General features: G+C 59.5%; 20 protein-coding genes. 4 read left to right on the forward strand and 16 right to left on the reverse strand.

Going from position 1 to position 22,517, the window contains the following annotated elements; all coding sequences use genetic code 11:
* Positions 1-73: 73 nt before the first annotated feature.
* The 6 genes from IB245_RS11290 to betI form a co-directional block, all read right to left on the reverse strand.
* Complete coding sequence (locus tag IB245_RS11290) at positions 74-424, reverse strand: AzlD domain-containing protein (RefSeq protein WP_192227578.1); 351 nt, start codon at positions 422-424, stop codon at positions 74-76.
* Entirely contained in the window at positions 421-1,143 is a 723-nt protein-coding gene (locus tag IB245_RS11295) for an AzlC family ABC transporter permease (protein ID WP_192227579.1), read from the reverse strand. The genes IB245_RS11290 and IB245_RS11295 overlap by 4 nt, the downstream gene beginning before the upstream one ends.
* Positions 1,143-2,144 (reverse strand): hypothetical protein, encoded by a 1,002-nt coding sequence (locus tag IB245_RS11300; RefSeq protein ID WP_192227580.1) that lies wholly within the window; start codon positions 2,142-2,144, stop codon positions 1,143-1,145. The genes IB245_RS11295 and IB245_RS11300 overlap by 1 nt, the downstream gene beginning before the upstream one ends.
* A gap of 181 nt (positions 2,145-2,325) precedes the next feature.
* Positions 2,326-4,029, reverse strand: a complete 1,704-nt coding sequence (betA, locus tag IB245_RS11305) for a choline dehydrogenase (RefSeq protein ID WP_192227581.1) — start codon at positions 4,027-4,029, stop codon at positions 2,326-2,328.
* A gap of 182 nt (positions 4,030-4,211) precedes the next feature.
* Positions 4,212-5,684, reverse strand: coding sequence for a betaine-aldehyde dehydrogenase (betB, locus tag IB245_RS11310; protein ID WP_008033273.1), 1,473 nt, complete (start codon positions 5,682-5,684; stop codon positions 4,212-4,214).
* 107 nt (positions 5,685-5,791) lie between these two features.
* Complete coding sequence (betI, locus tag IB245_RS11315; RefSeq protein ID WP_008033272.1) at positions 5,792-6,385, reverse strand: transcriptional regulator BetI; 594 nt, start codon at positions 6,383-6,385, stop codon at positions 5,792-5,794.
* A gap of 379 nt (positions 6,386-6,764) precedes the next feature.
* On the opposite strand from betI, the gene IB245_RS11320 reads away from it, so the two are divergent.
* Positions 6,765-8,714: a BCCT family transporter gene (locus tag IB245_RS11320; protein WP_223413660.1), complete on the forward strand. Its 1,950-nt coding sequence runs from the start codon at positions 6,765-6,767 to the stop codon at positions 8,712-8,714.
* 202 nt (positions 8,715-8,916) lie between these two features.
* On the opposite strand, the gene choV is transcribed toward IB245_RS11320, so the two are convergent.
* The 3 genes from choV to IB245_RS11335 form a co-directional block, all read right to left on the reverse strand.
* A complete protein-coding gene (gene choV, locus IB245_RS11325) occupies positions 8,917-10,095 on the reverse strand; it encodes a choline ABC transporter ATP-binding protein (RefSeq protein WP_008044794.1) in 1,179 nt (392 codons plus the stop codon).
* Positions 10,092-10,937: a choline ABC transporter permease subunit gene (gene choW / locus IB245_RS11330; protein WP_008033268.1), complete on the reverse strand. Its 846-nt coding sequence runs from the start codon at positions 10,935-10,937 to the stop codon at positions 10,092-10,094. The genes choV and choW overlap by 4 nt, the downstream gene beginning before the upstream one ends.
* Before the next feature lie 66 nt (positions 10,938-11,003).
* Positions 11,004-11,951 (reverse strand): choline ABC transporter substrate-binding protein, encoded by a 948-nt coding sequence (locus IB245_RS11335; RefSeq protein WP_008033267.1) that lies wholly within the window; start codon positions 11,949-11,951, stop codon positions 11,004-11,006.
* Between the two features lie 437 nt (positions 11,952-12,388).
* Between IB245_RS11335 and IB245_RS11340 the strand changes: the two genes are divergently transcribed.
* Positions 12,389-13,765: an L-serine ammonia-lyase gene (locus IB245_RS11340; protein ID WP_192227582.1), complete on the forward strand. Its 1,377-nt coding sequence runs from the start codon at positions 12,389-12,391 to the stop codon at positions 13,763-13,765.
* A gap of 516 nt (positions 13,766-14,281) precedes the next feature.
* Positions 14,282-15,385: a GlxA family transcriptional regulator gene (locus tag IB245_RS11345; RefSeq protein ID WP_008033265.1), complete on the forward strand. Its 1,104-nt coding sequence runs from the start codon at positions 14,282-14,284 to the stop codon at positions 15,383-15,385.
* Here the strand turns inward: IB245_RS11345 and aac(6') are convergent, their stop codons facing one another.
* The 7 genes from aac(6') to IB245_RS11380 form a co-directional block, all read right to left on the reverse strand.
* Positions 15,386-15,832 carry an aminoglycoside 6'-N-acetyltransferase gene (gene aac(6'), locus IB245_RS11350; protein WP_192227583.1) on the reverse strand — a complete coding sequence of 149 codons (447 nt, stop codon included), beginning with the start codon at positions 15,830-15,832 and terminating at the stop codon, positions 15,386-15,388.
* 54 nt (positions 15,833-15,886) lie between these two features.
* A complete protein-coding gene (locus tag IB245_RS11355) occupies positions 15,887-16,150 on the reverse strand; it encodes a hypothetical protein (RefSeq protein ID WP_008033263.1) in 264 nt (87 codons plus the stop codon).
* Positions 16,151-16,522: 372 nt separating this feature from the next.
* The gene (locus IB245_RS11360) at positions 16,523-17,686 is read right to left on the reverse strand and encodes a gamma-butyrobetaine dioxygenase (RefSeq protein ID WP_192227584.1); all 1,164 of its coding nucleotides are present in this window, start codon (positions 17,684-17,686) and stop codon (positions 16,523-16,525) included.
* Between the two features lie 13 nt (positions 17,687-17,699).
* Positions 17,700-18,176 carry a thioesterase family protein gene (locus tag IB245_RS11365; RefSeq protein ID WP_192227585.1) on the reverse strand — a complete coding sequence of 159 codons (477 nt, stop codon included), beginning with the start codon at positions 18,174-18,176 and terminating at the stop codon, positions 17,700-17,702.
* A gap of 137 nt (positions 18,177-18,313) precedes the next feature.
* Entirely contained in the window at positions 18,314-19,279 is a 966-nt protein-coding gene (locus IB245_RS11370) for an L-carnitine dehydrogenase (protein WP_192227586.1), read from the reverse strand.
* A 135-nt stretch (positions 19,280-19,414) separates the two neighbouring features.
* Positions 19,415-20,302: a 3-keto-5-aminohexanoate cleavage protein gene (locus IB245_RS11375; protein WP_008033258.1), complete on the reverse strand. Its 888-nt coding sequence runs from the start codon at positions 20,300-20,302 to the stop codon at positions 19,415-19,417.
* Positions 20,303-20,386: 84 nt separating this feature from the next.
* Positions 20,387-21,331, reverse strand: a complete 945-nt coding sequence (locus IB245_RS11380; protein WP_008033257.1) for a choline ABC transporter substrate-binding protein — start codon at positions 21,329-21,331, stop codon at positions 20,387-20,389.
* Positions 21,332-21,525: 194 nt separating this feature from the next.
* Here IB245_RS11380 and IB245_RS11385 point away from each other — a divergent pair, with 194 nt between their 5' ends.
* A complete protein-coding gene (locus tag IB245_RS11385; RefSeq protein WP_008033255.1) occupies positions 21,526-22,473 on the forward strand; it encodes a GlxA family transcriptional regulator in 948 nt (315 codons plus the stop codon).
* Positions 22,474-22,517 lie beyond the last annotated feature (44 nt).

Consider the following 22,517-nt stretch of genomic DNA (forward strand, 5'->3'; position numbering starts at 1 on the left):
CGAGGCTCGCGGGCAGACCGTGTCGTGATCTGCTCGCGAAGGCATTGGTTACGGTGGTGAGAGGGAGCGGGGCTTACTGCCCGCCATAGAGATAGACGACCGCCGTCAGATAAATCATCAGGCTGGCCAGGAAAGCGGGAAGTATTTTTCTGGTTTTGGCGACCACAACGAAGGTCCCCAGCAGCAGGATCAGCTTCAGTGCATCCAGGCTTTCAAACTGTTGCATCAGGCTCGGCGCATCCTGTTTGTTGAAGGCCGTGTCATAAATGATTACTCCCAGCATGGCTTGTGCGCTGTAGTTGATAAACCGATAAAACGAACCGTGGGTGCGAGTCAGCGCCGTAGTGTTTTTAAAGGCAAAGGGCAGGGCGCGAAACGCCAGTGCGCTGACGGCGGCAAAGCCGATCAAAAACCAAACTGTCATTGGCTGCGCGCTCCTTGTTTGGTCCAGGCGTTTTCAATCAACACGGTCACGCCACCGATCAAAAACGGTGTGATGAGCAAGCTGTAATCCTTGAAGAACAGCACCAGCACCGGCGCGCCGATGAAGCCCAGCCAGTAGCTGGACACTTCGGCGTAATGCGGCCAGTGTTTGCCGGCCAGTGCCGTGAACTGAAGCGGCAACAGCATCATCATCACGGCCGTGGTCACCGGCGACGCCAACCCGGCACCGGCGATGAAGCCGATGCAGGTACACACAATCGACACGGCAAATATCGGCAAGCCCACGCCGAGCATGTAAGTGAAGGGGTGATCGGTTCGTTGTTTGAAGCGGGTCATGCAGGCCGTGAATATCGACGGCGTTATCAGGATCAGCGAGGGCAGTATGTTGCTTGTCGAGACGTGCTTCAGGTACGGCGCCAGCGCGGCCGAGAGCAGCAGAAATCGCACGTTGAGCGCCAGAATGACCGGAATCAACAGCCAGCCATCGTTGTAGTTTTGCAGAAGCAAAAACTGGAGCGGCGTAGAAAATATCAACAAGGTTGTTGCCAGGGTCTGCCCCAGGGTTAACGACTGTGCGGCGCCTACCATCCCGATCGACAAATACAGAAACAGGAAGGCGACACCGAAGCTGATCGCATCCCGTGCGCCTTCCTGGAAGACCTTGGCTGACGAATGACAAGGCGGTTTTCCAGCAACCATCAGCAGGTTTCCCGCGGACAGTCGGATGCATTCAGCGCGTAATACTGCTTCCTGGGGCCTTTGCTGCGAAACAGCAGGCGAGGTGTGGTGGCCAGTGTTGAAGTGGCGGCTTGGGTGCGCACTGCATCTTCACTCATGTTCAGCATGGGGCGTGCGTGCAGAATCTTGTGGTTGGCCACGATCAGGAAGGTTCCGGTCTCGGCTGTCGAGACACTGTGCCTGGCGGTGGGCAACTGGGCTCTGATCTTGTCGAGGACATGTTGGCCGCCGTTGACCGCTCGCATCCGCTCACCGTTGTGCGGGTCGATCCGGAAGTCCAGAGAGAACCGGTAGCCGTAGTGGTCGTCGTATTCGACGACATTGCGAATTCGCTCTTTCGAACCCTTGACGTTTTTGCCGGAAATAAACCTGGCTTGCATGCCAAGCAGTGTTTCAATGTCTTCGTTATCAAGGTCGCAGAGCAAGTCCGCGGGAAAATAATAAGCCGTCGGCGTATGAGTAGTGTCTCGGCAAACTGTTAATGCCAGGAAGTCCACGCTGAGGTTTTCATACAAGTCGTCGGAATGCGGTGTGATATCTCCATAGCCATTTCCCCATTCCCGATATTTTTCTGCTGCCGGTTTAAGATATAAGGCTTTGTGTTCTTCATAGTCGTATTTGATGTCAACCAGATGGAACAAATCGGCGAGCGCTTCATGCACCGTCAGGGCCAGCCTGGGTGAATCGAGGTGGAAGATGTTCTTGATGCACACGGCGGCCACGCCGTCGTGCGCTTGCCCTAATTTATCGAAATAGTAGGCATCTTCCGGGTGGAGGTAAGTTGCAAAGATATTGATCAGCTGGATTTTCAGCTCATGAATACTCAGGTCGTGATTTTTCATCCACCACGCTTCGATCATGCCGCTGAGATAGTTGAAGTTCAGAGTGATTGTTGTTTCTTTTGCTATTGTTTGTCGGAATAAGCTGGCTGATACAGTTGGGTTTGCATAGTGGGTATTCATTATCATCCTTGATAATCAGGTTTTTGTTTGGCGCTGATCTTAATGCAACTATTAAGTTTGAAGTCCCCTATAAGTGTTGCGAGTTTTGTTGCGGGCTGGACAGGGTGGGTGGATTATTCAAGGCAATAAAAAACCGCCAGCCTCCGAAGAGGTGGCGGTTTGCGGTTTTGCAGAGCGGCTATCAGCGTGCTGTCGCGCTCACATCACGCACAGGCTTGCCTTTCACCGGTGCATCACCGGCCACGTAGTAGCTGGCAGTGCTGCGCGGCAATGGCTTGCGACCACGGATCTTGTCGGCGATTTTCTCGGCGATCATGATCGTCGGTGCGTTCAGGTTGCCGGTGGTGATGATCGGCATGATCGAGGCATCGACCACGCGCAGACCTTGCATGCCGTGCACACGGCCTTCGCCATCGACCACAGCCATCTCGTCGGTGCCCATCTTGCACGAGCAGGACGGGTGGAACGCGGTTTCGGCGTGTTCGCGGATGAACTTGTCGAGCTGCTCATCGGTTTGCACTTCAATGCCCGGGCTGATTTCGCGGCCACGGAAAGCGTCCAGTGCAGGCTGTTGCATGATTTCACGGGTCAGGCGGATGCCGTCGCGGAATTCCTGCCAGTCCTGCTCGGTGGCCATGTAGTTGAACAGGATGCTCGGGTACTCGCGCGGATCCTTGGACTTGGCCTGGATGCGACCACGGCTCGGCGAACGCATGGAACCCATGTGCGCCTGGAAACCATGCTCTTTCACACCGTTGCTGCCGTTGTAGTTAATCGCGACCGGCAGGAAGTGGTACTGGATGTTCGGCCATTCGAATTCCGGACGGGTGCGGATGAAACCGCCGGCTTCGAACTGGTTGCTGGCGCCGATGCCGGTGCCGTTGAACAGCCACTCGGCGCCGATGGCCGGCTGGTTGTGCAAGAGCAGCGACGGGTACAGCGAAACCGGCTGGGTGCAGGCGTATTGCAGGTACAGCTCGAGGTGATCCTGCAGGTTTTCGCCGACGCCTGGCAGGTCGTGGACCACCGGGATGTCGAGCTTGTTCAGCAGTTCGGCCGGGCCGACGCCGGAACGTTGCAGAATCTGCGGCGAAGCGATGGCGCCGGAGCACAGCAGCACTTCTTTGCGGGCGCGGACTTCAACGCGCTCTTCAGCGGCGCCGATCAGGTAACGCACGCCGACGGCACGCTTGCCTTCGAACAGGATCTTGTCGGTCAGGGCGTGAGTGACGATAGTCAGGGTCGAGCGCTTCTTGGCGACGTCCAGGTAACCGCGAGCGGTGCTGGCGCGACGGCCCTTCGGCGTCACGGTGCGGTCCATCGGGCCGAAGCCTTCTTGCTGGTAACCGTTCAGGTCTTCGGTGCGCGGGTAACCGGCTTGCACGCCGGCTTCAACCATGGCGTGGAACAGCGGGTTGTTGCCGGCTTTCGGCGTGGTCACGCTGACCGGGCCTTCGCCACCGTGGTAGTCGTTCGGGCCGATGTCGCGGGTTTCGGCCTTGCGGAAGTACGGCAGGCAGTTCAGGTAGTCCCAGTCTTCCAGACCTGGCAGTTTGGCCCAGTTGTCGTAGTCCATCGCGTTGCCGCGGATGTAGCACATGCCGTTGATCAGCGAAGAACCACCCAGGCCCTTGCCGCGACCGCATTCCATCCGGCGACCGTCCATGTGTGGCTCTGGATCGGTTTCGTACGCCCAGTTGTAGCGACGACCTTGCAGCGGGAACGCCAAGGCCGCTGGCATTTGCGTGCGGAAATCCATCCGGTAATCCGGGCCGCCTGCTTCGAGCAGCAGGACGGTGACGCCTTCGTCTTCAGTCAGACGGGTCGCCAGGGTGTTACCGGCCGAGCCGGCACCGATGATGATGTAATCGAATTCTTGGGACATTGAATGCACCCTCTTTGAAGTTGGTCAGGTCAGGCCTGGGCGAGTGCTGCGCACTCGATTCGCGGGCAAGCCTCGCTCCTACAGGTTTTGCGTCGAGCGCAAAATCTGCGGCAAACCTCGATCCTGTAGGAGCGAGGCTTGCCCGCGAAGGCGTCTTCGCGGGCAACACATGACTCGGGGGCTTAGAACACCGAGGCGTAATCGCCCAGCTCAACCTGTACCGATTTGATGCGTGTGAAGTTGTTCAGCGAGCTGATGCCGTTTTCACGACCCACACCGGATTGCTTGTAGCCGCCAACCGGCATCTTCGCGTCGGACTCGCCCCAGGCGTTGATCCAGCAGATACCGGCTTCCAGCTGATGAATCACGCGGTGAGCGCGGTTCAGGTCCTTGGTGACGACGCCTGCGGCCAGGCCGAAGTCGGTGTCGTTGGCACGACGGATCACTTCTTCTTCGGTTTCGTAAGTCAGGATCGCCATCACCGGGCCGAAGATTTCTTCGCGAACGATGGTCATCTCGTCGGTGCAATCGGTGAACACGGTCGGTGCGACGAACGCGCCTTTGGCGAATTCGCCGTCGGTCAGACGGCCGCCGCCGCACAGCACGCGAGCGCCTTCTTCTTTGCCTTTGGCGATGTAGCCCAGCACGCTTTCCATGTGGGCGAAGCTGACCAGCGGGCCGAAGTTGGTGTTTTCGTCTTCCGGATTGCCGACGCGGATGCGCGCAACGCGCTCAGCGATCTTGGCTTCGAAAGCGGCTTTCAGGTGGCTCGGTACGAACACGCGAGTGCCGTTGGTGCAGACCTGGCCGGAGCTGTAGAAGTTGGCCATCATCGCGGTATCGGCGGCGCGATCGAGGTCGGCGTCGTCGAAAATGATCAGCGGGGATTTGCCGCCCAGTTCCATGGTCACGTCTTTCAACGACGAAGCGGAAGCGCTGGCCATGACCTTCTTGCCGGTGTCGGTGCCGCCGGTGAAGGAGATTTTTTCGATGCGCGGGTGCTCGGTCAACCAGGTGCCGACTTCACGGCCGCTGCCGGTCAATACGTTGAACACGCCGGCTGGCAGGCCTGCCTCGGTGTAGATCTCGGCCAGTTTCAGCGTGGTCAGGGAAGTGACTTCGCTTGGCTTGAAGATCATCGCGTTACCGGCCGCCAGGGCAGGAGCGGATTTCCACAGGGCGATCTGGATCGGGTAGTTCCACGCGCCGATACCGGCCACGACGCCCAGCGGCTCGCGACGGGTGTAAACGAACGAAGTGGTGCGCAGCGGGATCTGCTCGCCTTCGATGGCTGGGACCAGGCCAGCGTAGTATTCCAGCACGTCGGCGCCGGTAACGATGTCGACATACTTGGTTTCGGAGAACGACTTGCCGGTGTCCAGGGTTTCCAGGGCGGCCAGTTCATCGTTGCGCTCGCGCAGGATGTCAACGGCGCGACGCAGGATGCGCGAACGCTCCATGGCAGTCATTGCAGCCCAGATTTTCTGGCCCTTTTCGGCGCTGACTACAGCGCGCTCAACGTCTTCCTTGGTCGCACGCTGTACTTTTGCGAGGACTTCACCGTTAGCCGGGTTGATGGCTTCGAAAGTGGCGTCGCTGCTGGCGTCGGAGTAACCGCCATCGATGTAGAGTTTTTGCAGTTCGAAACGGGCCATAGTGTCCTCGCAAGTGCATAAGTGGTTGGCGTTGACCACTGGGCGTGCCGTGTAGCGCTGGCACGCTGGTCAGTGGCGGTTCAGGGGTTGAGCGTTTTATGTGTGCTCTAACTCACCTGCTTGGCCAGTTGGAAATCCATGTATTCGTAAGCGATCCGGTGCGCCTGTTCCGTGTCGAAAGCATCTCCCGACAGCGCGCCGCGCAACCACAAACCGTCAATCAACGCCGCCAGGCCCCGGGCTGCACTGCGCGCGTCATCGAGCGGCAATACGCGGCGGAACTGGCAGCACAGGTTGGAATACAGACGGTGATCGTTGATCCGCTGCAACCTGTGCAAAGACGGGTGGTGCATGCTGGTGGCCCAGAAGGCCAGCCAGGTTTTCATTGCCGGGCCATTGACCTGGCTGGCGTCGAAGTTGCCTTCGATGATCACCTGCAGATGCGCCCGCGGGCTGGCATCTGTCAGCGCCTGACGGCGCGCGGTGACGTTCTCGCTGAGGACACTCATCAGGTACTGCGCCGTGGCAGCGATCAGGCCGTTCTTGTCCTGAAAATAGTGACTGATGATGCCGTTCGAGACACCGGCCAAACGGGCGATCAGCGCAATGCTGGCGTCCCCCATTCCGACCTGATCGACGGCCAGCAAGGTGGCTTCGATCAATTGCTGGCGGCGGATGGGTTGCATACCGACCTTGGGCATCTTGCACATCTCCTTAGGCCTTCCGGCAGACGCAAAACGTCTATCGGATTGAGGGCCAGTCTATTTTGTTTTGATTGAACGTTCAATCAACAAAGAATAAGATCTGCGACAAATCGTCGCTGCTTACAGGTTTTTCCTACGTGTAAATGGCGATAACCCGACATCCAAAACGGCTCGAAACCCCTACGCACTGGTGCTTAAGGGTTTCGGGCTTTTTTCGGGTTGTCTTTATATCACCCGCCGGTCGGCTGCCAACTAACCGATTGGTCGGGTAACGCGCTGCCTTGTGTTCTTCTCTCGCACTGCCTGGAGCATCTGTGCCATGAGTTCTGCCTCTCTAATAAAGACCCCGCCCGAGAAGGTGACGGTCAACGGTTGGGTGTTCTACACCTCTACCGCGCTGATTCTGCTGTTGACCGCCATTCTGATCATCGCCCCGCAAGAGGCTGGCAGATTGCTCGGTATCGCCCAGGCCTGGCTGTCCCGCAGCTTTGGCTGGTACTACATGGTGGTGATCGCCGCTTACCTGGTATTTGTGGTCGGCCTGGCGTTTTCGTCCTACGGCAAGCTCAAACTGGGCAGCAAGGACGACACCCCGGACTTCAGCTACGGCGCCTGGGCGGGGATGCTGTTCTCCTCGGGTATCGGCATCTCGCTGTTGTACTTCGGTGCGTCCGAGCCGCTGGACCACTACTTCAACCCGCCGGAAGGCGTTTCGGCCAGCAACCTGGCCGCACGTCAGGCGGTACAGCTGACCTTCCTGCACTGGGGCCTGCACGGCTGGGCGATCTACGCATTGGTCGGTCTGGCCGTGGCGTACTTTGCCTACCGTCATAACCAGCCGCTGGCGTTGCGTTCGGCGCTGTATCCGCTGGTCGGTGAGCGTTGGGTCAAAGGCGCGGCCGGTCACGCGGTGGACGGCTTCGGCATGTTCGTGACCCTGTTGGGTCTGGTGACAAACCTGGGGATCGGTTCGTTGCAAGTGTCGTCGGGCCTTGAAAACCTGTTCGGCATGGAACACAGCAACACCAACCTGCTGATCGTGATCATCGTGATGAGCACCGTGGCGACCATCGCTGCCGTGTCCGGCGTGGAAAACGGCATCCGTCGTCTGTCCAACCTGAACATCGTGCTGTTCAGCGGCCTGCTGATTTTCGTGCTGCTGTTCGGCCCGACCTTGCACCTGCTCAACGGCTTCGTGCAAAACGTCGGTGACTACCTGAACGGCGTGGTGCTGAAGACCTTCGACCTCTATGTGTACGAAGGCGACAGTGAGAAGTCCGACCGCTGGTTGGGCCTGTGGACTCTGTTCTACTGGGCCTGGTGGATTTCCTGGGCCCCATTCGTAGGCATGTTCATCGCGCGTATTTCCCGTGGTCGTACCGTGCGTGAACTGGTGGCCGGCGTGCTGCTGATTCCGCTGGGTTTCACCCTGGCGTGGCTGTCGATCTTCGGTAACTCGGCCCTGGACCTGGTGATGAACCACGGGGCGGTGGAGCTCGGGAAGACGGCGCTGCAACAGCCGTCCATGGCGATCTACCAGTTGCTTGAGCATTACCCGGCGTCGAAAGTGGTGATCGGCGTGTCGATTTTCGTCGGTTTCGTGCTGTTCCTGACCCCGGCGGATTCCGGCGCGGTGATGATGGCCAACCTTTCGTGCAAGGGCGGCAACGTCGACGAAGATGCGCCGCACTGGCTGCGGATCTTCTGGTCCGTTGTGATCACCCTGGTGACCATCGGCCTGCTGTTCGCCGGTAACTTCGAAGCCATGCAAACCATGGTGGTGCTGGCCGGTCTGCCGTTCTCGGTGGTGCTGGTGTTCTTCATGTTCGGCTTGCACAAGGCCATGCGCCAGGACGTGCAGATCGAACAGGAGCAAGCGGAACTGGCGGCGCGCGGTCGTCGTGGTTTCAGCGAGCGTCTGACTCAGTTGGACCTGCAACCGAACCAGTCGATTGTTCAGCGTTTCATGGACAAGCAAGTCAGCCCGGCGCTGGAAGAGGCCGTGGTGCAATTGCGTGGTAAAGGCCTGGACGTGCAAACGTTGCTGGGCAAGTCCAAGCGTTGCATGGGCGTGCGCATCGAGATGGAAGAGGGCAACCCTTTTGTCTACGAAGTGAGCCTGGATGGCTATCTGGCAGCGGCGAGCGACACGGTGTCGGCTGAAAGTGCCGATGAACCTCGCGCCCGTTACTACCGCGCCGAGGTGTACCTGCACAATGGCAGCCAGGACTACGACCTGATGGGCTTCACTCAGGATCAGATCACTCGTGACGTGCTCGATCAGTTTGAAAGCCATCGGCAGCTCCTTGGCCGGGTTTATAGCTAATAAGTTGTAAGTGACGCGGTGTTTCAGTCTGAAGCACCGCGTCGTGTTCTTCGCGGGCAAGCCTCGCTCCTACAGGTTTACGCTGGCCTTGTAGGAGCGAGGCTTGCCCGCGAAGGGGCCCGATGGGGCAATACACATCTCCCTCGATATCCCACAAACAAAAACGCCGCGATCCTGTCGCGGCGTTTTTGTGTGTGTTGCCTTACCCCAGGTTCTTGCCGAGCAGTGCGTGATACAGCTCGCTGTCGCCGAGAATCCCGACCACTTTGTTGTTGTCGTGCAGCACCAGTTTGTTGCCGGTGTGATAACGAATCTGCAGCGCATCGCGCATGCCGATGTTGGAGTCCACCAGCGTTGGACGACGGCCCAGGCCTTCGACGGCTTGCCCCGGGATCCAGTTCTGCAGGTCCAGGCTCGCACCGTTCTGGCGTGCGCCTTTGATGGTGTTGCCTTCCGCCAGGTCCAGCCACGAATCGCCACCCGGATCCAGGCAGACCGACCCGTTGATGCGCTTGCAGTTGTCCAGGGTGCGCATCAGGCTGCGACCGCACAAAACGTTCAGCGGATTGGTGTGGGCGACAAAGGTCCGCACATAGTCGTCCGCCGGGTTGAGAACGATTTCTTCCGGCTTGCTGTACTGGACGATCCGACCGTCTTTCATGATCGCGATACGGCTGCCCAGCTTCAGCGCTTCATCGAGGTCGTGGCTCACGAAGACGATGGTTTTGTTCAGCTTGCTTTGCAGCTCCAGCAGTTCGTCCTGCAGGCCTTGGCGGATCAATGGGTCGAGGGCCGAGAACGGTTCGTCCATCAGCAGAATGTCGGCGTCCATCGCCAGCGCTCGGGCCAGGCCCACACGTTGTTGCATACCGCCGGAAAGCTCGTTGGGTTTCTTGTTGCGCCATTGGGTCAGGCCCACCAGCTCAAGTTTTTCATCGACCAGTCGTTTGCGTTCCTTCTCCGGCCGACCCTGCATTTCCAGACCGAAACTGATGTTCTCGCGCACCGTCAGCCATGGCATCAGGGCGAACTTCTGGAACACCATCGCAATGCGCTTGGTGCGCATCATTTTCAGTTCCGCCGGGGTGCAGGAAGCGATGTCGATCTGCTTGCCTTCATGCTCGACGAACAGCTTGCCACGGCTCACGGTGTTGAGGCCGTTGATGCAACGCAGCAGGCTGGATTTGCCGGAGCCGGACAGGCCCATCAGCACGCAGATTTCGCCTTTCTCGATATCCAGGCTGGCCTTTTCGACGCCGACGATCTGCCCGGTCTTTTTCAGGATCTCGTTACGGGTCATGCCCTGGTCGAGAAGTTTCAAGGCTTCGCGCGGATCTTTGGTGAAGATCACGTCGACGTCTTCGAAGCGAATAATGCTCATGCGTCACCCCCTACTTTAGCGTCGGGTTGTTTGCAGATACGGTCGAGCATGATCGCCAGCAATACGATCGCCAGGCCTGCTTCGAAGCCCAGGGCGATATCAGCAGTGTTCAGTGCGTTGACCACGGGTTTGCCCAGGCCGTCGGCGCCCACCAGTGCCGCAATCACCACCATCGACAACGACAGCATGATGCACTGGGTGATACCGGCCGCGATGCTTGGCATGGCGTGGGGCAATTCAATCCGTGAGAGCAGCTGACGTCGCGAGCAGCCAAAGGCTTTGCCTGCGTCCATCAATTCTTCCGGGACATCGCGAATACCCAGGTAAGTCAGGCGGATAGGCGCGGCAATCGCGAACACCACCGTGGAGATCAGACCCGGGACCACACCCAGACCGAAGAGGGTCAGGGTAGGAATGAGGTAAACGAAGGTCGGTACGGTCTGCATCAGATCGAGCACCGGACGCATCAGGGTGTAGAACATCGGTTTGTGCGCGGCGACGATGCCCAGCGGCACGCCGATGACCACGCAGACCAGGGTGGCGAACAACACCTGGGCGAGGGTTTCCATGGTTTCCTGCCAGTACCCCAGATTGAGGATCAGCAGGAAGGAAGCGATGACGAAAGCAGTCAGCCCCCATTTTCGTTGAATAAAGTGTGCCAGTAGCGCGATGAGGCCGATCAATGCCAGCGGGTTGAACCAGGTCAGCGCAAAAGTCACGCCGTGGATCATCGTTTCCAGTGACACGGCGATTGCGTCGAAGGTGTTGGCGCCGTGTTGCGTCAACCATTCAACGAAGCCCGCGATGTACTGGCCTAGAGGTATTTTCTGATCAATCAGCATGGTAGTGAACGTCCGCATGCAAGGAAATAAACAGCCCGGGCGGGCGAGCCCGCCCGGCGTAAGCGATTACTGCGCGAGCTTGGCTTTAACGGCCTCCAGGCCTGGTTTACCGTCAATGGTGGTCACGCCAGCGAGCCAGGTATCGAGCACCTGTGGATTCTTCTTCAGCCAGGCCTTGGCGGCCGCGTCAGGCTTCATTTTGTCGTCCAGGACGTTGCCCATCAGCGTGCTTTCCATGTCGAGGGTGAACACCAGGTTTTTCAGCAACTGTCCAACGTTGCTGCATTCCTGGGCATAACCCTTGCGGGTATTGGTGAAGATGGTCGCCTGACCAAAGTTGGGGCCGAAGAACTCGTCGCCGCCAGTCAGGTACTTCATCTTGAATCGTGTGTTCATCGGGTGCGGTTCCCAGCCCAGGAACACCACGGCGGTGTTGCGGCGCTGGGCGCGATCGACTTGCGAGAGCATGCCGGCTTCGCTGGATTCGACCACCTTGAAACCGGCGGCTTTCAAGCCGAAGGCGTCTTTGTCGATCATGCTCTGGATCAGACGGTTGCCGTCGTTACCCGGTTCGATGCCATAGATCTTGCCGTCGAGTTCTTTCTTGAACTTGGCGATGTCGGCGAAATCTTTCAGACCTTTGTTATACAACTCTTCCGGGACGGCGAGTGTGTATTTTGCGTTTTCGAGGTTGGCACGCAGGGTGTCCACGGTGCCGGCGTCGCGGTAGGCCTTGATGTCGTTTTCCATGGTCGGCATCCAGTTACCCAGGAATACGTCCATGTTCTTGCCGTCGGCCAGCGACTTGTAGGTCACCGGCACGGAAATCATTGTGGTTTTGGTTTTGTAGCCCAGGGCATCGAGCACGACGCTGGTGGTGGCGGTGGTGACAGTAATGTCAGTCCAGCCGACATCGGAGAAGTTTACGGTACTGCACTGAGCGGGTTCTGCGGCTTGAGCCAGTAACGGCAGACTCAGCATGGCGGCCAACAACAACGACGGGGAACCTTTCATGGATGGACTCCTTGGTGTTTTTTTTGGCAGTGTTCCGACTGTGGACCACCGCACTTATAGGTTGCGGTTGGATGGCGTTTTGGAGACAGCTCTACCACGGCGCCTTGCAATCGAGTCGATACGATCATGTACCAGTGAAAATCTGACGCCTACAGGGTGCGTCGTATCCAGTACAGGGATGGTCGCATCCAGTGTCGGTGACGTCGTTTACAGATTTTTTCAGCCCCGTTTGCCCACCTGAGCCGCAAAAAAACGGCGAAAAAGCAGCGTAAAACGCACACGGCGCTGGTGGACAAGAGTGCGTCGGTACTGGACGTCGAGCGACACGGTAAAAGCCTGATGATGCAGCCATACCGGCGGATTGCAGCTTGAGCGTAGCAGCTCCGTCACCGGGCGCTTTTGCGCCTGGAGTTGGCATATCCAGGAGTTCGGCAGTAATGGCTATCAGCGTTTTCGACCTGTTCAAAATCGGCATCGGCCCTTCCAGTTCGCACACCGTGGGGCCGATGCGCGCCGCGGCGCTGTTCGTGCAAGGTTTGCGTGAACAGGGGCTTTTGGAGCAAGTGCGGCGTGTCGAGGTCCAGCTTTATGGTTCGTTGTCGGCCACCGGCATTGGGCACGGCAGCGACAACGCGGTGATCATGGGCCTGATGGGCGAATGGCCGGACGCGATCGACCCGTCGCAAATCGGCATCCGCATTGAAACCCTGCGCGAAACCCACACCCTGCTGCTGGACGGCCGCTTGCCGGTGCCGTTCATCTGGGCGCGGGACATGCGCCTGATCGACGAAAACCTGCCGTTCCATCCGAACGCGATGACCCTGGTCGCCGAAGGCGATGACGGCGAGTTGTATCGCGACACCTACTATTCCGTCGGCGGCGGCTTTGTCGTCGATGAAGCACAAGCTTCCAGCGGTGTGGTGGATCTGGATCGCACGGTGTTGCCATACGATTTCTCCAGTGCCGCCGAACTGCTCAGCCTCTGCCAGAAGCACAATCTGCGCGTGGCCGAATTGATGATGGCCAACGAGAAGGTCTGGCGCAGCGAAGACGAAATCCGCGCCGGCCTGATGAAACTCTGGCGGGCCATGCAGGATTGCGTCGAGCAAGGCCTCAAGCACGAAGGCATCCTGCCGGGTGGCCTGAACGTGCGCCGTCGCGCGGCCAAATTGCACCGCAGCCTGCAGGAGCTGAACAAACCCAACGTCATCGGCTCGACCCTGAGCGCGATGGAATGGGTCAACCTGTTCGCCCTCGCGGTCAACGAAGAAAACGCGGCCGGCGGGCGCATGGTCACGGCGCCTACCAATGGCGCGGCGGGGATCATTCCGGCGGTGTTGCACTACTTCATGAAGTTCAGCGAGGTGGTGACGGACGCCAACGTGGTCGACTATTTCCTCGGTGCCGCAGCGGTGGGGATTCTGTGCAAGAAGAACGCCTCCATCTCCGGCGCGGAAGTCGGTTGCCAGGGCGAAGTCGGATCGGCTTGCGCGATGGCGGCGGCCGGGTTGGCGGAGATTCTCGGCGCCACGCCGGAGCAGCTGTGCAACGCGGCGGAAATCGGCCTGGAACACAACCTCGGCCTGACCTGCGACCCGGTCGGCGGGTTGGTGCAGGTGCCGTGCATCGAACGCAACGCGATTGCCGCGGTGAAAGCGATCAACGCGGCGCAGATGGCGTTGCGTGGCGACGGCCAGCACTTTATTTCGCTGGACCGGGTGATCCGCACCATGCGAGATACCGGTGCGGATATGCATGACAAATATAAAGAGACATCGCGGGGCGGGTTGGCGGTTAGCGCGGTTGAGTGCTGAGACCGAGTCGATCCCATCGCGAGCAGGCTCGCTCCCACAGGGATCGTGCGGTGCTCTTGTAGGAGCGAGGCTTGCCCGCGAAGACGTCAGACCAGTCAAAACTGCGCGCTAAGTGAACACCGGATTGAAAACGCGCCACGTTTTGGCGCGTCGCTTACAGATAAGCGCATTGCAACACGTCGGGGATCCAAACCGGCCCTGACCGTCCGTCCCCTGTGCCTGCGGTGACACTCTTTCCGAAGTCGTCGCAGGCCTGTTCCCACAAGTGCTACCGATTTGCTCACACGCAACGCGGCAGAGCGCTTACCCCTGTGAATGCCACTTATAACCCCTACTCGTGACGCGGCTTATATAGACAGGCTGCGACGTCGTTTTCAGGAGTTATTGAACGCGTATTCAATTTTAGGCATGGCAATTGCTCTGTCATTACAAAGCCCGTCTCCCACGCGAGAACGATGGCAATAACAAGAGCCTCCGCCTGAGGCCATCACCTGCTTTGTGTGAGGAGATACCGCGATGACGACGTTCAACTCCGGGGCTCAACCCCAGAACCGTGCGCCTCAATCCATCGGCTTTCTGCTGCTGGACAATTTCACGCTTATTTCTCTGGCCTCCGCCGTAGAACCCCTGCGCATGGCCAACCAATTGTCCGGTCGCGAGCTGTATCGCTGGACCACGCTCACCGTCGATGGTGGTCAGGTCTGGGCCAGTGACGGTCTGCAGATCACCCCCGACGCCTCCATGCACAAAGCACCTTCCATGGACACCATCATTGTCTGCGGCGGTATCGGTATTCAGCGCACGGTAACTCGCGAACACGTCTCGTGGCTGCAAAGCCAGGCGCGTCAATCCAAGCGTCTGGGTGCGGTCTGCACCGGTAGCTGGGCCCTGGCGTGCGCCGGCCTGCTGGACGGTTTTGATTGCAGCGTGCACTGGGAATGTCTGGCCTCGATGCAGGAAGCTTTCCCGCGCGTGGCGATGAGTACCCGCCTGTTCACCCTCGACCGTAACCGTTTCACCAGCTCCGGCGGCACCGCGCCGCTGGACATGATGCTGCACCTGATCAGCCGTGATCACGGGCGTGAACTGTCCGCCGCGATTTCGGAGATGTTCGTCTACGAGCGCATCCGCAACGAACAGGATCACCAGCGCGTGCCGCTCAAGCACATGCTCGGCACCAACCAGCCGAAGTTGCAGGAAATCGTCGCGCTGATGGAAGCCAACCTCGAAGAGCCGATCGATCTCGACGAACTGGCGGTGTACGTCGCCGTGTCACGTCGGCAACTCGAGCGGTTGTTCCAGAAATACCTGCATTGCTCGCCGTCGCGTTACTACCTGAAACTGCGCCTGATCCGTGCCCGGCAGTTGCTCAAGCAAACGCCGATGTCGATCATCGAAGTGGCGTCGGTGTGCGGTTTCGTGTCCACGCCGCACTTCTCCAAGTGCTACCGCGAATACTTCGGCATTCCGCCGCGTGACGAACGCGTAGGCTCCAACACCACGCAACAGGTGGCGATGATGCCGCTGCCGCAAGCATTGGTGCTGTCGCCGTTGTCCGGGCCGTTGTCGGCATTGAGTCAGGCGCGCAACGAGTCGACCTTCGCCAGCGTAAGGCTCTGATCAGAGCTGGCGCCTGAAAAACACGACGCGCTCGGTTTCCTCGAAACCGAGCGCCTTGTGCGTCTCCTGGCTCGGCAGGTTGTCGACGTCGGTGTCCGAGGCCATTTCCACGCAACCGCGTTCCCGTCCCCATTGCGCCACGTGTTCGATCAGGCGTGCGGCCACTCCATGGCGGCGTTGCTGCGGCACCACGTAGATACCTTCCAGGAACACCACCGGCGAGCTGTCGGTGCCATTGACGTAATCGTGGCGCAATGAGGCTTCGGCCAGGCCGACGGGTTGCTCCCCAGCGTCGTAAGCGACGAAGTTGATATAGCGTTGCGGCTGGCGCAGCTGTTCGGCGATTTCGTCCCGATGCTCCTGTTCCGAAGCATCAGGCCAGAGTGCCTGGCGCAAAGGCAGCCAGCCCGCTTGTTCGCCGGACTGGCAGTGTTGGATTCGGAACATCGGCGATCGCTCGTGGTGGTCAGGAAGCCACCACTCTAGCAAACCGCCGAAGTGTCAGGCGCGGTGGCTTTGTTGGTATTCAGCCAATGCCGGCAGCAGCTGCTTGTCGATAGCCTGACGCACTGCCGGCAGGATGGTCGCGCTGCTGGTGTACATCTGCTTGACCATGGTGCGCAGCACGGTCGCCCGTTCGTTGTTCAATCCTCTCACCGCGCACTCGCAAGCCTGCTCGGCGGTGGAGCCGTTCGGTACTTGAAAGCCCAACGATTTCAGCTGGCCCAACAGGTCTTCCTGGTCAATCAAATCGGCGTGCATCATGACGCAATCCTTCTTCAGGGAACGGTGTCGTGGTTCGATTCTCGTAGGGGCCGTTGGCGTCGGCAAGGACGATTTGTCGCAATGGCCGCAATACCTATGAACAGGTCGTTTTCGGCTAACTCGCGAAGGATAGGAGTGGGCACACTGGATTCAGCTGGCTTCACGAAGGTTTGGTCACCCTCGCGCAACGGCTCCTCAACAGTACCCACCTCTGCCCCGATCCTGTCACGGCTTGATCGGGGTTTTTTTTGCCTGTGCATCCGGGGAATAGGGGGTGTCTGTGCTGGCGCCTTCGCGGGCAAGCCTCGCTCCTACAGAAGCCACGCTAATCTTGTAGGAGCGAGGCTTGCCCGCGAAAAACGATGACGCGGTCTAGCGTTGCAAAACCAGGATCCGCGACAACAACTCATCCCGATCGACATAGCAGCCCTGGAAATGCCGGGCACCACTGGCGGGATCAAACGCATTGCGCGCATGCAGCGTGCGGCGATTGTCGAAGCACCACAGCTCCCCGGGGTTGAGCCGTTGCATCAGCCTGAACCGCCCCTCGCGAGTCATCGCAATAAACCGTCGATAAGCGCGGTACAACCTGGGCATGTCCTCGATCGAGGCATCGAACGGCCCGCGCAAAAAGTTTGCCATACGAATTTCAGACACCTGCCCCAGTGCATCCAGGGCGATGATCGGCGCGAGGCAGCGATAGTCGCTGTGACGGTCCTTGTTGCGAAACTCCACGGGGATTTCGCACAGGGCCTTGAACGATTCGGGATCTTCCTCGCGCAGCGCTTGGGCGATGGCAAAACCGTCGACGAAAATACTCTCGCCACCGTCGGCGTCATTGACCAGGCAATGCAGAAATTGCAGCCCCGGTTGCAACTCGCGCGTCGGCAAGTCGCTGTGCAGCGGCAGGTTGAAAGCGGTGTAGGCGTTGCTGTCGGCATCGGCCTTGGATTGCACGTTGAACAGCACACCGAAATTGCTCTCGCGGATGAAGGAAATCCGCTGGGCGATCAGCTTCAACGAACCGGGTTCGGTGGGCACGCCGCGCACTTGCGTCAGGCCGATATCGCGTACCGCCAACAGCCATTGCAACAAGGCGTCGTTGTCGTCCATCAGCGCTTGATAATCGAACACCGGCAGCGACAAGTCGCTTTTCCACAGGCGGGATTTTGGCTTGCCGGCGCGGCGTTCGGCGCGGGACTCGTCGTCATAGGCGTGGGCCCGCAACCAGCCTGGATCGAAGCGGCTGAGGTGACCATCCTGCCACTGGATGCAGAGGCAACCTTCAGGGTCGACACTTGTCTCTGCGGGCATCAGGTCATGCGCAACGTCGACGATTTCCAGCACTTGCTCACGGGTCACCGTGTAGACGCACTGCGGGCAAGGGCAGTTGTCACGCAACCACTGGTGATGGAAGGGGCTGACACGGTCATCGGCCCATTTCACGAGAACGCGATCCGCCAGGGCCTGCACGCCACTGAGCGCGCTGATCAACGGATAAGTACGGAAGTCAGCAAAAGCGGCGGCGGTGTTCATGGCGATCTCCTTGTTATTTTTTTGGGGGTAAAGCGATCACTCGGCCAATGTACTCAGGGGTGGGCAGGTCGGTTTGTTGCGCAACGATGGCTTGCAGCTTGCCCAGCGTTTCTTCGCTGAACGGCGCGGAGCGGGGACCGGCGAGGTCGACGTGCAGCAACATCTGCTCGTTGCCCGCCAGCTCTTTGTCGTCACCGACCAGGTGCAGGCTGTGATAGAGGTGCAGGCGTTTACTGTCATGAGCGATGATCTGGGTGTGCACTTCAACGTCGGCGTCGAGCTTCACTTCATGAAGGTAATTGAGGTGCAGTTCGAGGGTGAACAGCGAATTGCCGCTGGCTTCGCGGTTGTTGCTGTCCATGCCCAGCCGGTCCATCAGCGCGTCGGTGGCGTAGCTGAAAATCAGCAGGTAAAACGCGTCGCGCAGGTGGCCGTTGTAGTCGACCCAGTCGGGGATGATTTTGGTGCTGTAAGTCGTAAGAGCAGGCATGCGATCAGTTCCTGAGATAACAGAGAACCTGTAGGAGCGAGGCTTGCCCGCGAAGGCGGTATTCCTGCCACAAGAGATCCGTCGGATGTACCGGCCTCTTCGCGGGCAAGCCTCGCTCCTACAAGTGGCGGTGGGGGTTAGTCGGCGAACGCCATCCCGTGCTTCTCTTTAGTGGTCTTCACCGCCTCCAGCACCGCCAGCAGGCAGTCATCACGATAGCGCTCCAGCGCCGAAATGCTGTGTTTGCCCAACTGATCGCTGGTGCCATCCACCACATCATCGATCAGCTTGTCGGTCAGCTCCGGAGCCGGCAGATACGTCCACGGCAACTGCAACGCCGGCCCGAACTGTGCCATGAAATGGCGCATGCCTGCGTCGCCGCCCGCCAGGGTGTAGGTCAAAAATGTGCCCATGAACGACCAGCGCAGACCCGCACCAAAGCGAATCGCATCGTCGATTTCACCGGTGGTCGCCACACCGTCGTTGACCAGGTGCAGGGCCTCACGCCACAGCGCTTCGAGCAAACGGTCGGCGATGAATCCTGGCACTTCCTTGCGCACGTGCAGCGGGCGCATGCCCAAGGATTCGTAGACTTTCATGGCCGCTTGTACTGCTTCCGGCGCAGTGTTCTTGCCGCCGACCACTTCCACCAATGGCAGCAGGTAAACCGGGTTGAACGGGTGACCGACGACGCAGCGTTCCGGGTGGGTCGAGCTCTCGTAGAACTCGCTCGGCAACAGGCCCGAGGTGCTGGAACCGATCAGTGCATTTGGTTTGGCTGCGGCGCTGATTTTGCTGTGAAGTTCCAGCTTCAGCTCCAGGCGTTCCGGGGCGCTTTCCTGGATGAAATCGGCGTCGCGAACACACTCTTCGATGGTTGCGACGAAGCGCAGCCGATCCTGTGATGCACCGGGTGCCAGGCCTTGTTTCTCCAGTGCGCCCCAGGCATTGGCGACGCGTTTGCGCAGTGCGGCTTCAGCGCCGGGCGCCGGGTCCCAGGCCACAACATCAAGGCCGTGGGCGAGGGCGCGGGACACCCAGCCGCTGCCGATGACACCGCTGCCCAGGGCGGCGAAGGTTTTGATTTCGGTGATAAAGCTCATGGCAACTTCCTAAAAAATTCGGTGATCTTTGTAGGAGCGAAGCTTGCTCGCGAAGGCGGTGTCTCAGCCGCAGACAGTGTGGCGGATGTACCGGCCTCTTCGCGGGCAAGCCTCGCTCCTACAAGTGAGGTGTGGTTAGCCGCGCTTGGTCAGGCCCATTTTTGCCCGGCCCTCAGCCGGTGTCAGAACCCGGGCGCCGAGGCGGCTGAGGATTTCCGAGGCGCGTTCGACCAGTTGGCCGTTGGTCGCCAACACGCCCTTGTCCAGCCAGATGTTGTCTTCCAGGCCAACCCGCACGTTGCCGCCCAGCAGCACCGCTTGCGCCGCCATCGGCATTTGCATGCGACCGATGCCGAACCCTGCCCACACGGCGTTTGCCGGCAGGTTGTCGACCATGGCTTTCATGGTGGTGGTGTCAGCCGGTGCGCCCCACGGGATGCCCAGGCACAGCTGGAACAGCGGGTCGTCGAGCAGGCCTTCCTTGATCATCTGCTTGGCGAACCACAGGTGACCGGTGTCGAAAATTTCCAGCTCGGCTTTTACGCCCAGCTCTTGAATGCGTTTGGCGCCTGCACGCAGCTGCGCCGGGGTGGAGACGTAAATGGTGTCGCCGTCGCCGAAGTTCAGGGTGCCGCAATCGAGGGTGCAGATTTCCGGCAGCAGTTCTTCGACGTGGGCCAGACGGGTCAGCGGGCCGACCAGATCGGTGTTCGGGCCGAATTCCATCGGGTTCTCGCCCGCACCGATTTCCAGGTCGCCGCCCATGCCGGCAGTGAGGTTGACGATGATGTCGACGTCAGCTTCGCGGATGCGCTCCATGACTTCGCGGTACAGCGCCACGTCACGGCTGAATTTGCCGGTTTGCGGGTTGCGAACATGGCAGTGGACCACGGTGGCGCCGGCCTTGGCGGCTTCCACGGCGGCAGCGGCGATTTGTTTCGGGGTGACCGGCACGTGTGGGCTTTTGCTGGTCGTGTCGCCAGCACCGGTAAGTGCGCAGGTGATGATGACGTCGTGGTTCATGTGGTGGTTCCTTGCAGGCGTGGTGGTCCCGTTCGCAGCCCGGTCGGGCTGCGAATCGGTGGTTCGGGTCTGTTTGCTGAAGAGTTACTTGCTGGTGAGTTGCAGGTTTTCAGCCGCTGGTTTGCCATCGAAAGTGGTTACACCTTCCAGCCAGCGCTGCTTGTCTTGCGGGTGATCTTTCAGCCATTGCTTGGCCGATTCGAAGGCGTCCTTGTGATCCAGCAGCGGCTGCATCATCCGGCTCTCGTCTTCGGCGGTGTAGGTCAGGTTGCTCAGCAAGCGGCCGATGTTCGGGCATTGCTCGGCGTAGGTCGGCGAAGTGACGGTCCAGACAGTCGCCATGCCTTCGTTCGGGCCCAGGGCGTCGTCGCTACCGGTGAGGTAAGTCATCTTCACGTTGACGTTCATCGGGTGCGGCGCCCAGCCGAAGAACACGATGGCTTCGTTGCGTTTGGTCGCCCGGGTCACCGCCGACAGCATTCCGGCTTCGCTGGACTCGACCAGCTGGAATTTACCGAGACCAAACTGGTTCTTGGCGATCATCTCTTTGATCTGCGTGTTGGCGCCCGAGCCTGGCTCGATGCCGTAGATCTTGCCGCCCAGCTCTTTCTCGAATTTGGCGATGTCGGCGAAGGTTTTCAGGCCCTTGTCAGCGAGGTAAGTCGGAACCGCAAGGGTGGCGCGGGCGTCTTTCAGGCTGGGCGCCTCAAGCACTTTGACCTGCTTGCCATCGACGAACGGCGTGATGGTTTGAGTCATCAGCGGGTTCCAGTAGCCCAGGAACAGGTCCAGGCGCTGGTCGCGGATCCCGGCGAAAATGATTTGCTGGGAGGCGCTGGTTTGTTTGGTGTTGTAGCCGAGGCCGTCGAGCAAGACCTGGGTCATGGCGCTGGTGGCAATCACGTCGGTCCAGTTCACGACGCCCATGCGTACGTTCTGGCACGATGCAGGTTCGGCGGCCATGACGCTGGCGCTCAGGAAAGCGGTACCGCTGAGTGCAAGAACACAGCTGCTGATCAGTCGTTTCATCTCAGGTTTCCTCGGCAGTTCGTTATTGTGGGTCCGGTCGTCTTTGTGCGCCGGTGATGCCAAGTTACGCAGCTAAAGCCCGGTGAAAACGCACTGCGGCGACCAGCTCTTGCACTGCAGCGACCTGTCCACTTGAATGCCGCTCGCAAGTGGCGTATCAACAGCACACGCTACCCGCGAATCGAGTGCGCTCCATGTCCCAGGATTTCTACTTCATGTTGATGCCGGGTTTCTCGGCCATCGGTTTCATCTCGGCCATCGAGCCGCTGCGGGTCGCCAATCGCTTTCGCGGCGAGCTGTATCGCTGGCATGTGCTGAGTGCGGATGGCGGGGCAGTGCTGGCCAGTAACGGCATGTCGGTCAACGCCGATGCAGCACTGGAACCGCTGAAGAAAGGCGCGACGTTGTTGGTGGTCGCCGGTTTTGAACCGCTGAAATTCGCGACCCCGGCGCTGGAGCACTGGCTGCGCCGACTGGACAACGAAGGCGTGACCCTCGGCGCTATCGACACCGGCAGCTTCGTCCTCGCCGAAGCCGGCTTACTTGATGGGCACCGCCTGACACTGCATTGGGAAGCCATCGACGCGTTCAAGGAGTCTTATCCACAGCTCAGCGTCACTCAGGAGCTGTTCGAAATTGACCGCCGGCGCATTACCTCGGCTGGCGGCACCGCCTCCATCGACCTGATGCTCGACCTCATCGCCCAGGCCCACGGCCCGGAACTGGCGATCCAGGTCAGCGAACAATTCGTACTCGGCCGCATCCGCCCGCGCAAAGACCACCAGCGCATGGAAGTCGCCACGCGCTATGGCATCAGCAACAAGAAGCTCGTTCACGTGATCGGCGAGATGGAACAACACAGCGAACCGCCGCTGACCACGCTGGAGCTGGCGGAGTCGATCAAGGTGACGCGGCGGCAGTTGGAGCGATTGTTTCGGTTGCACTTGAACGACACACCGAGCAATTTCTACCTGCGGCTAAGGCTGGAGAAGGCGCGGCAGTTGTTGCGGCAGACCGATATGAGTGTGCTGGAAGTGAGTATTGCGTGCGGGTTTGAGTCGCCGTCGTACTTCACCCGAAGTTATCGGGCGAAGTTTGAGCGGTGTCCACGAGAAGACCGGCGACAAACCCAAAAGGCCTGACACTATCAACGGAAAAAACCGAATCCTGTAGGAGCGAGGCTTGC

Source organism: Pseudomonas sp. PDM02, from assembly GCF_014852285.1.
Lineage (GTDB): Bacteria > Pseudomonadota > Gammaproteobacteria > Pseudomonadales > Pseudomonadaceae > Aquipseudomonas > Aquipseudomonas migulae.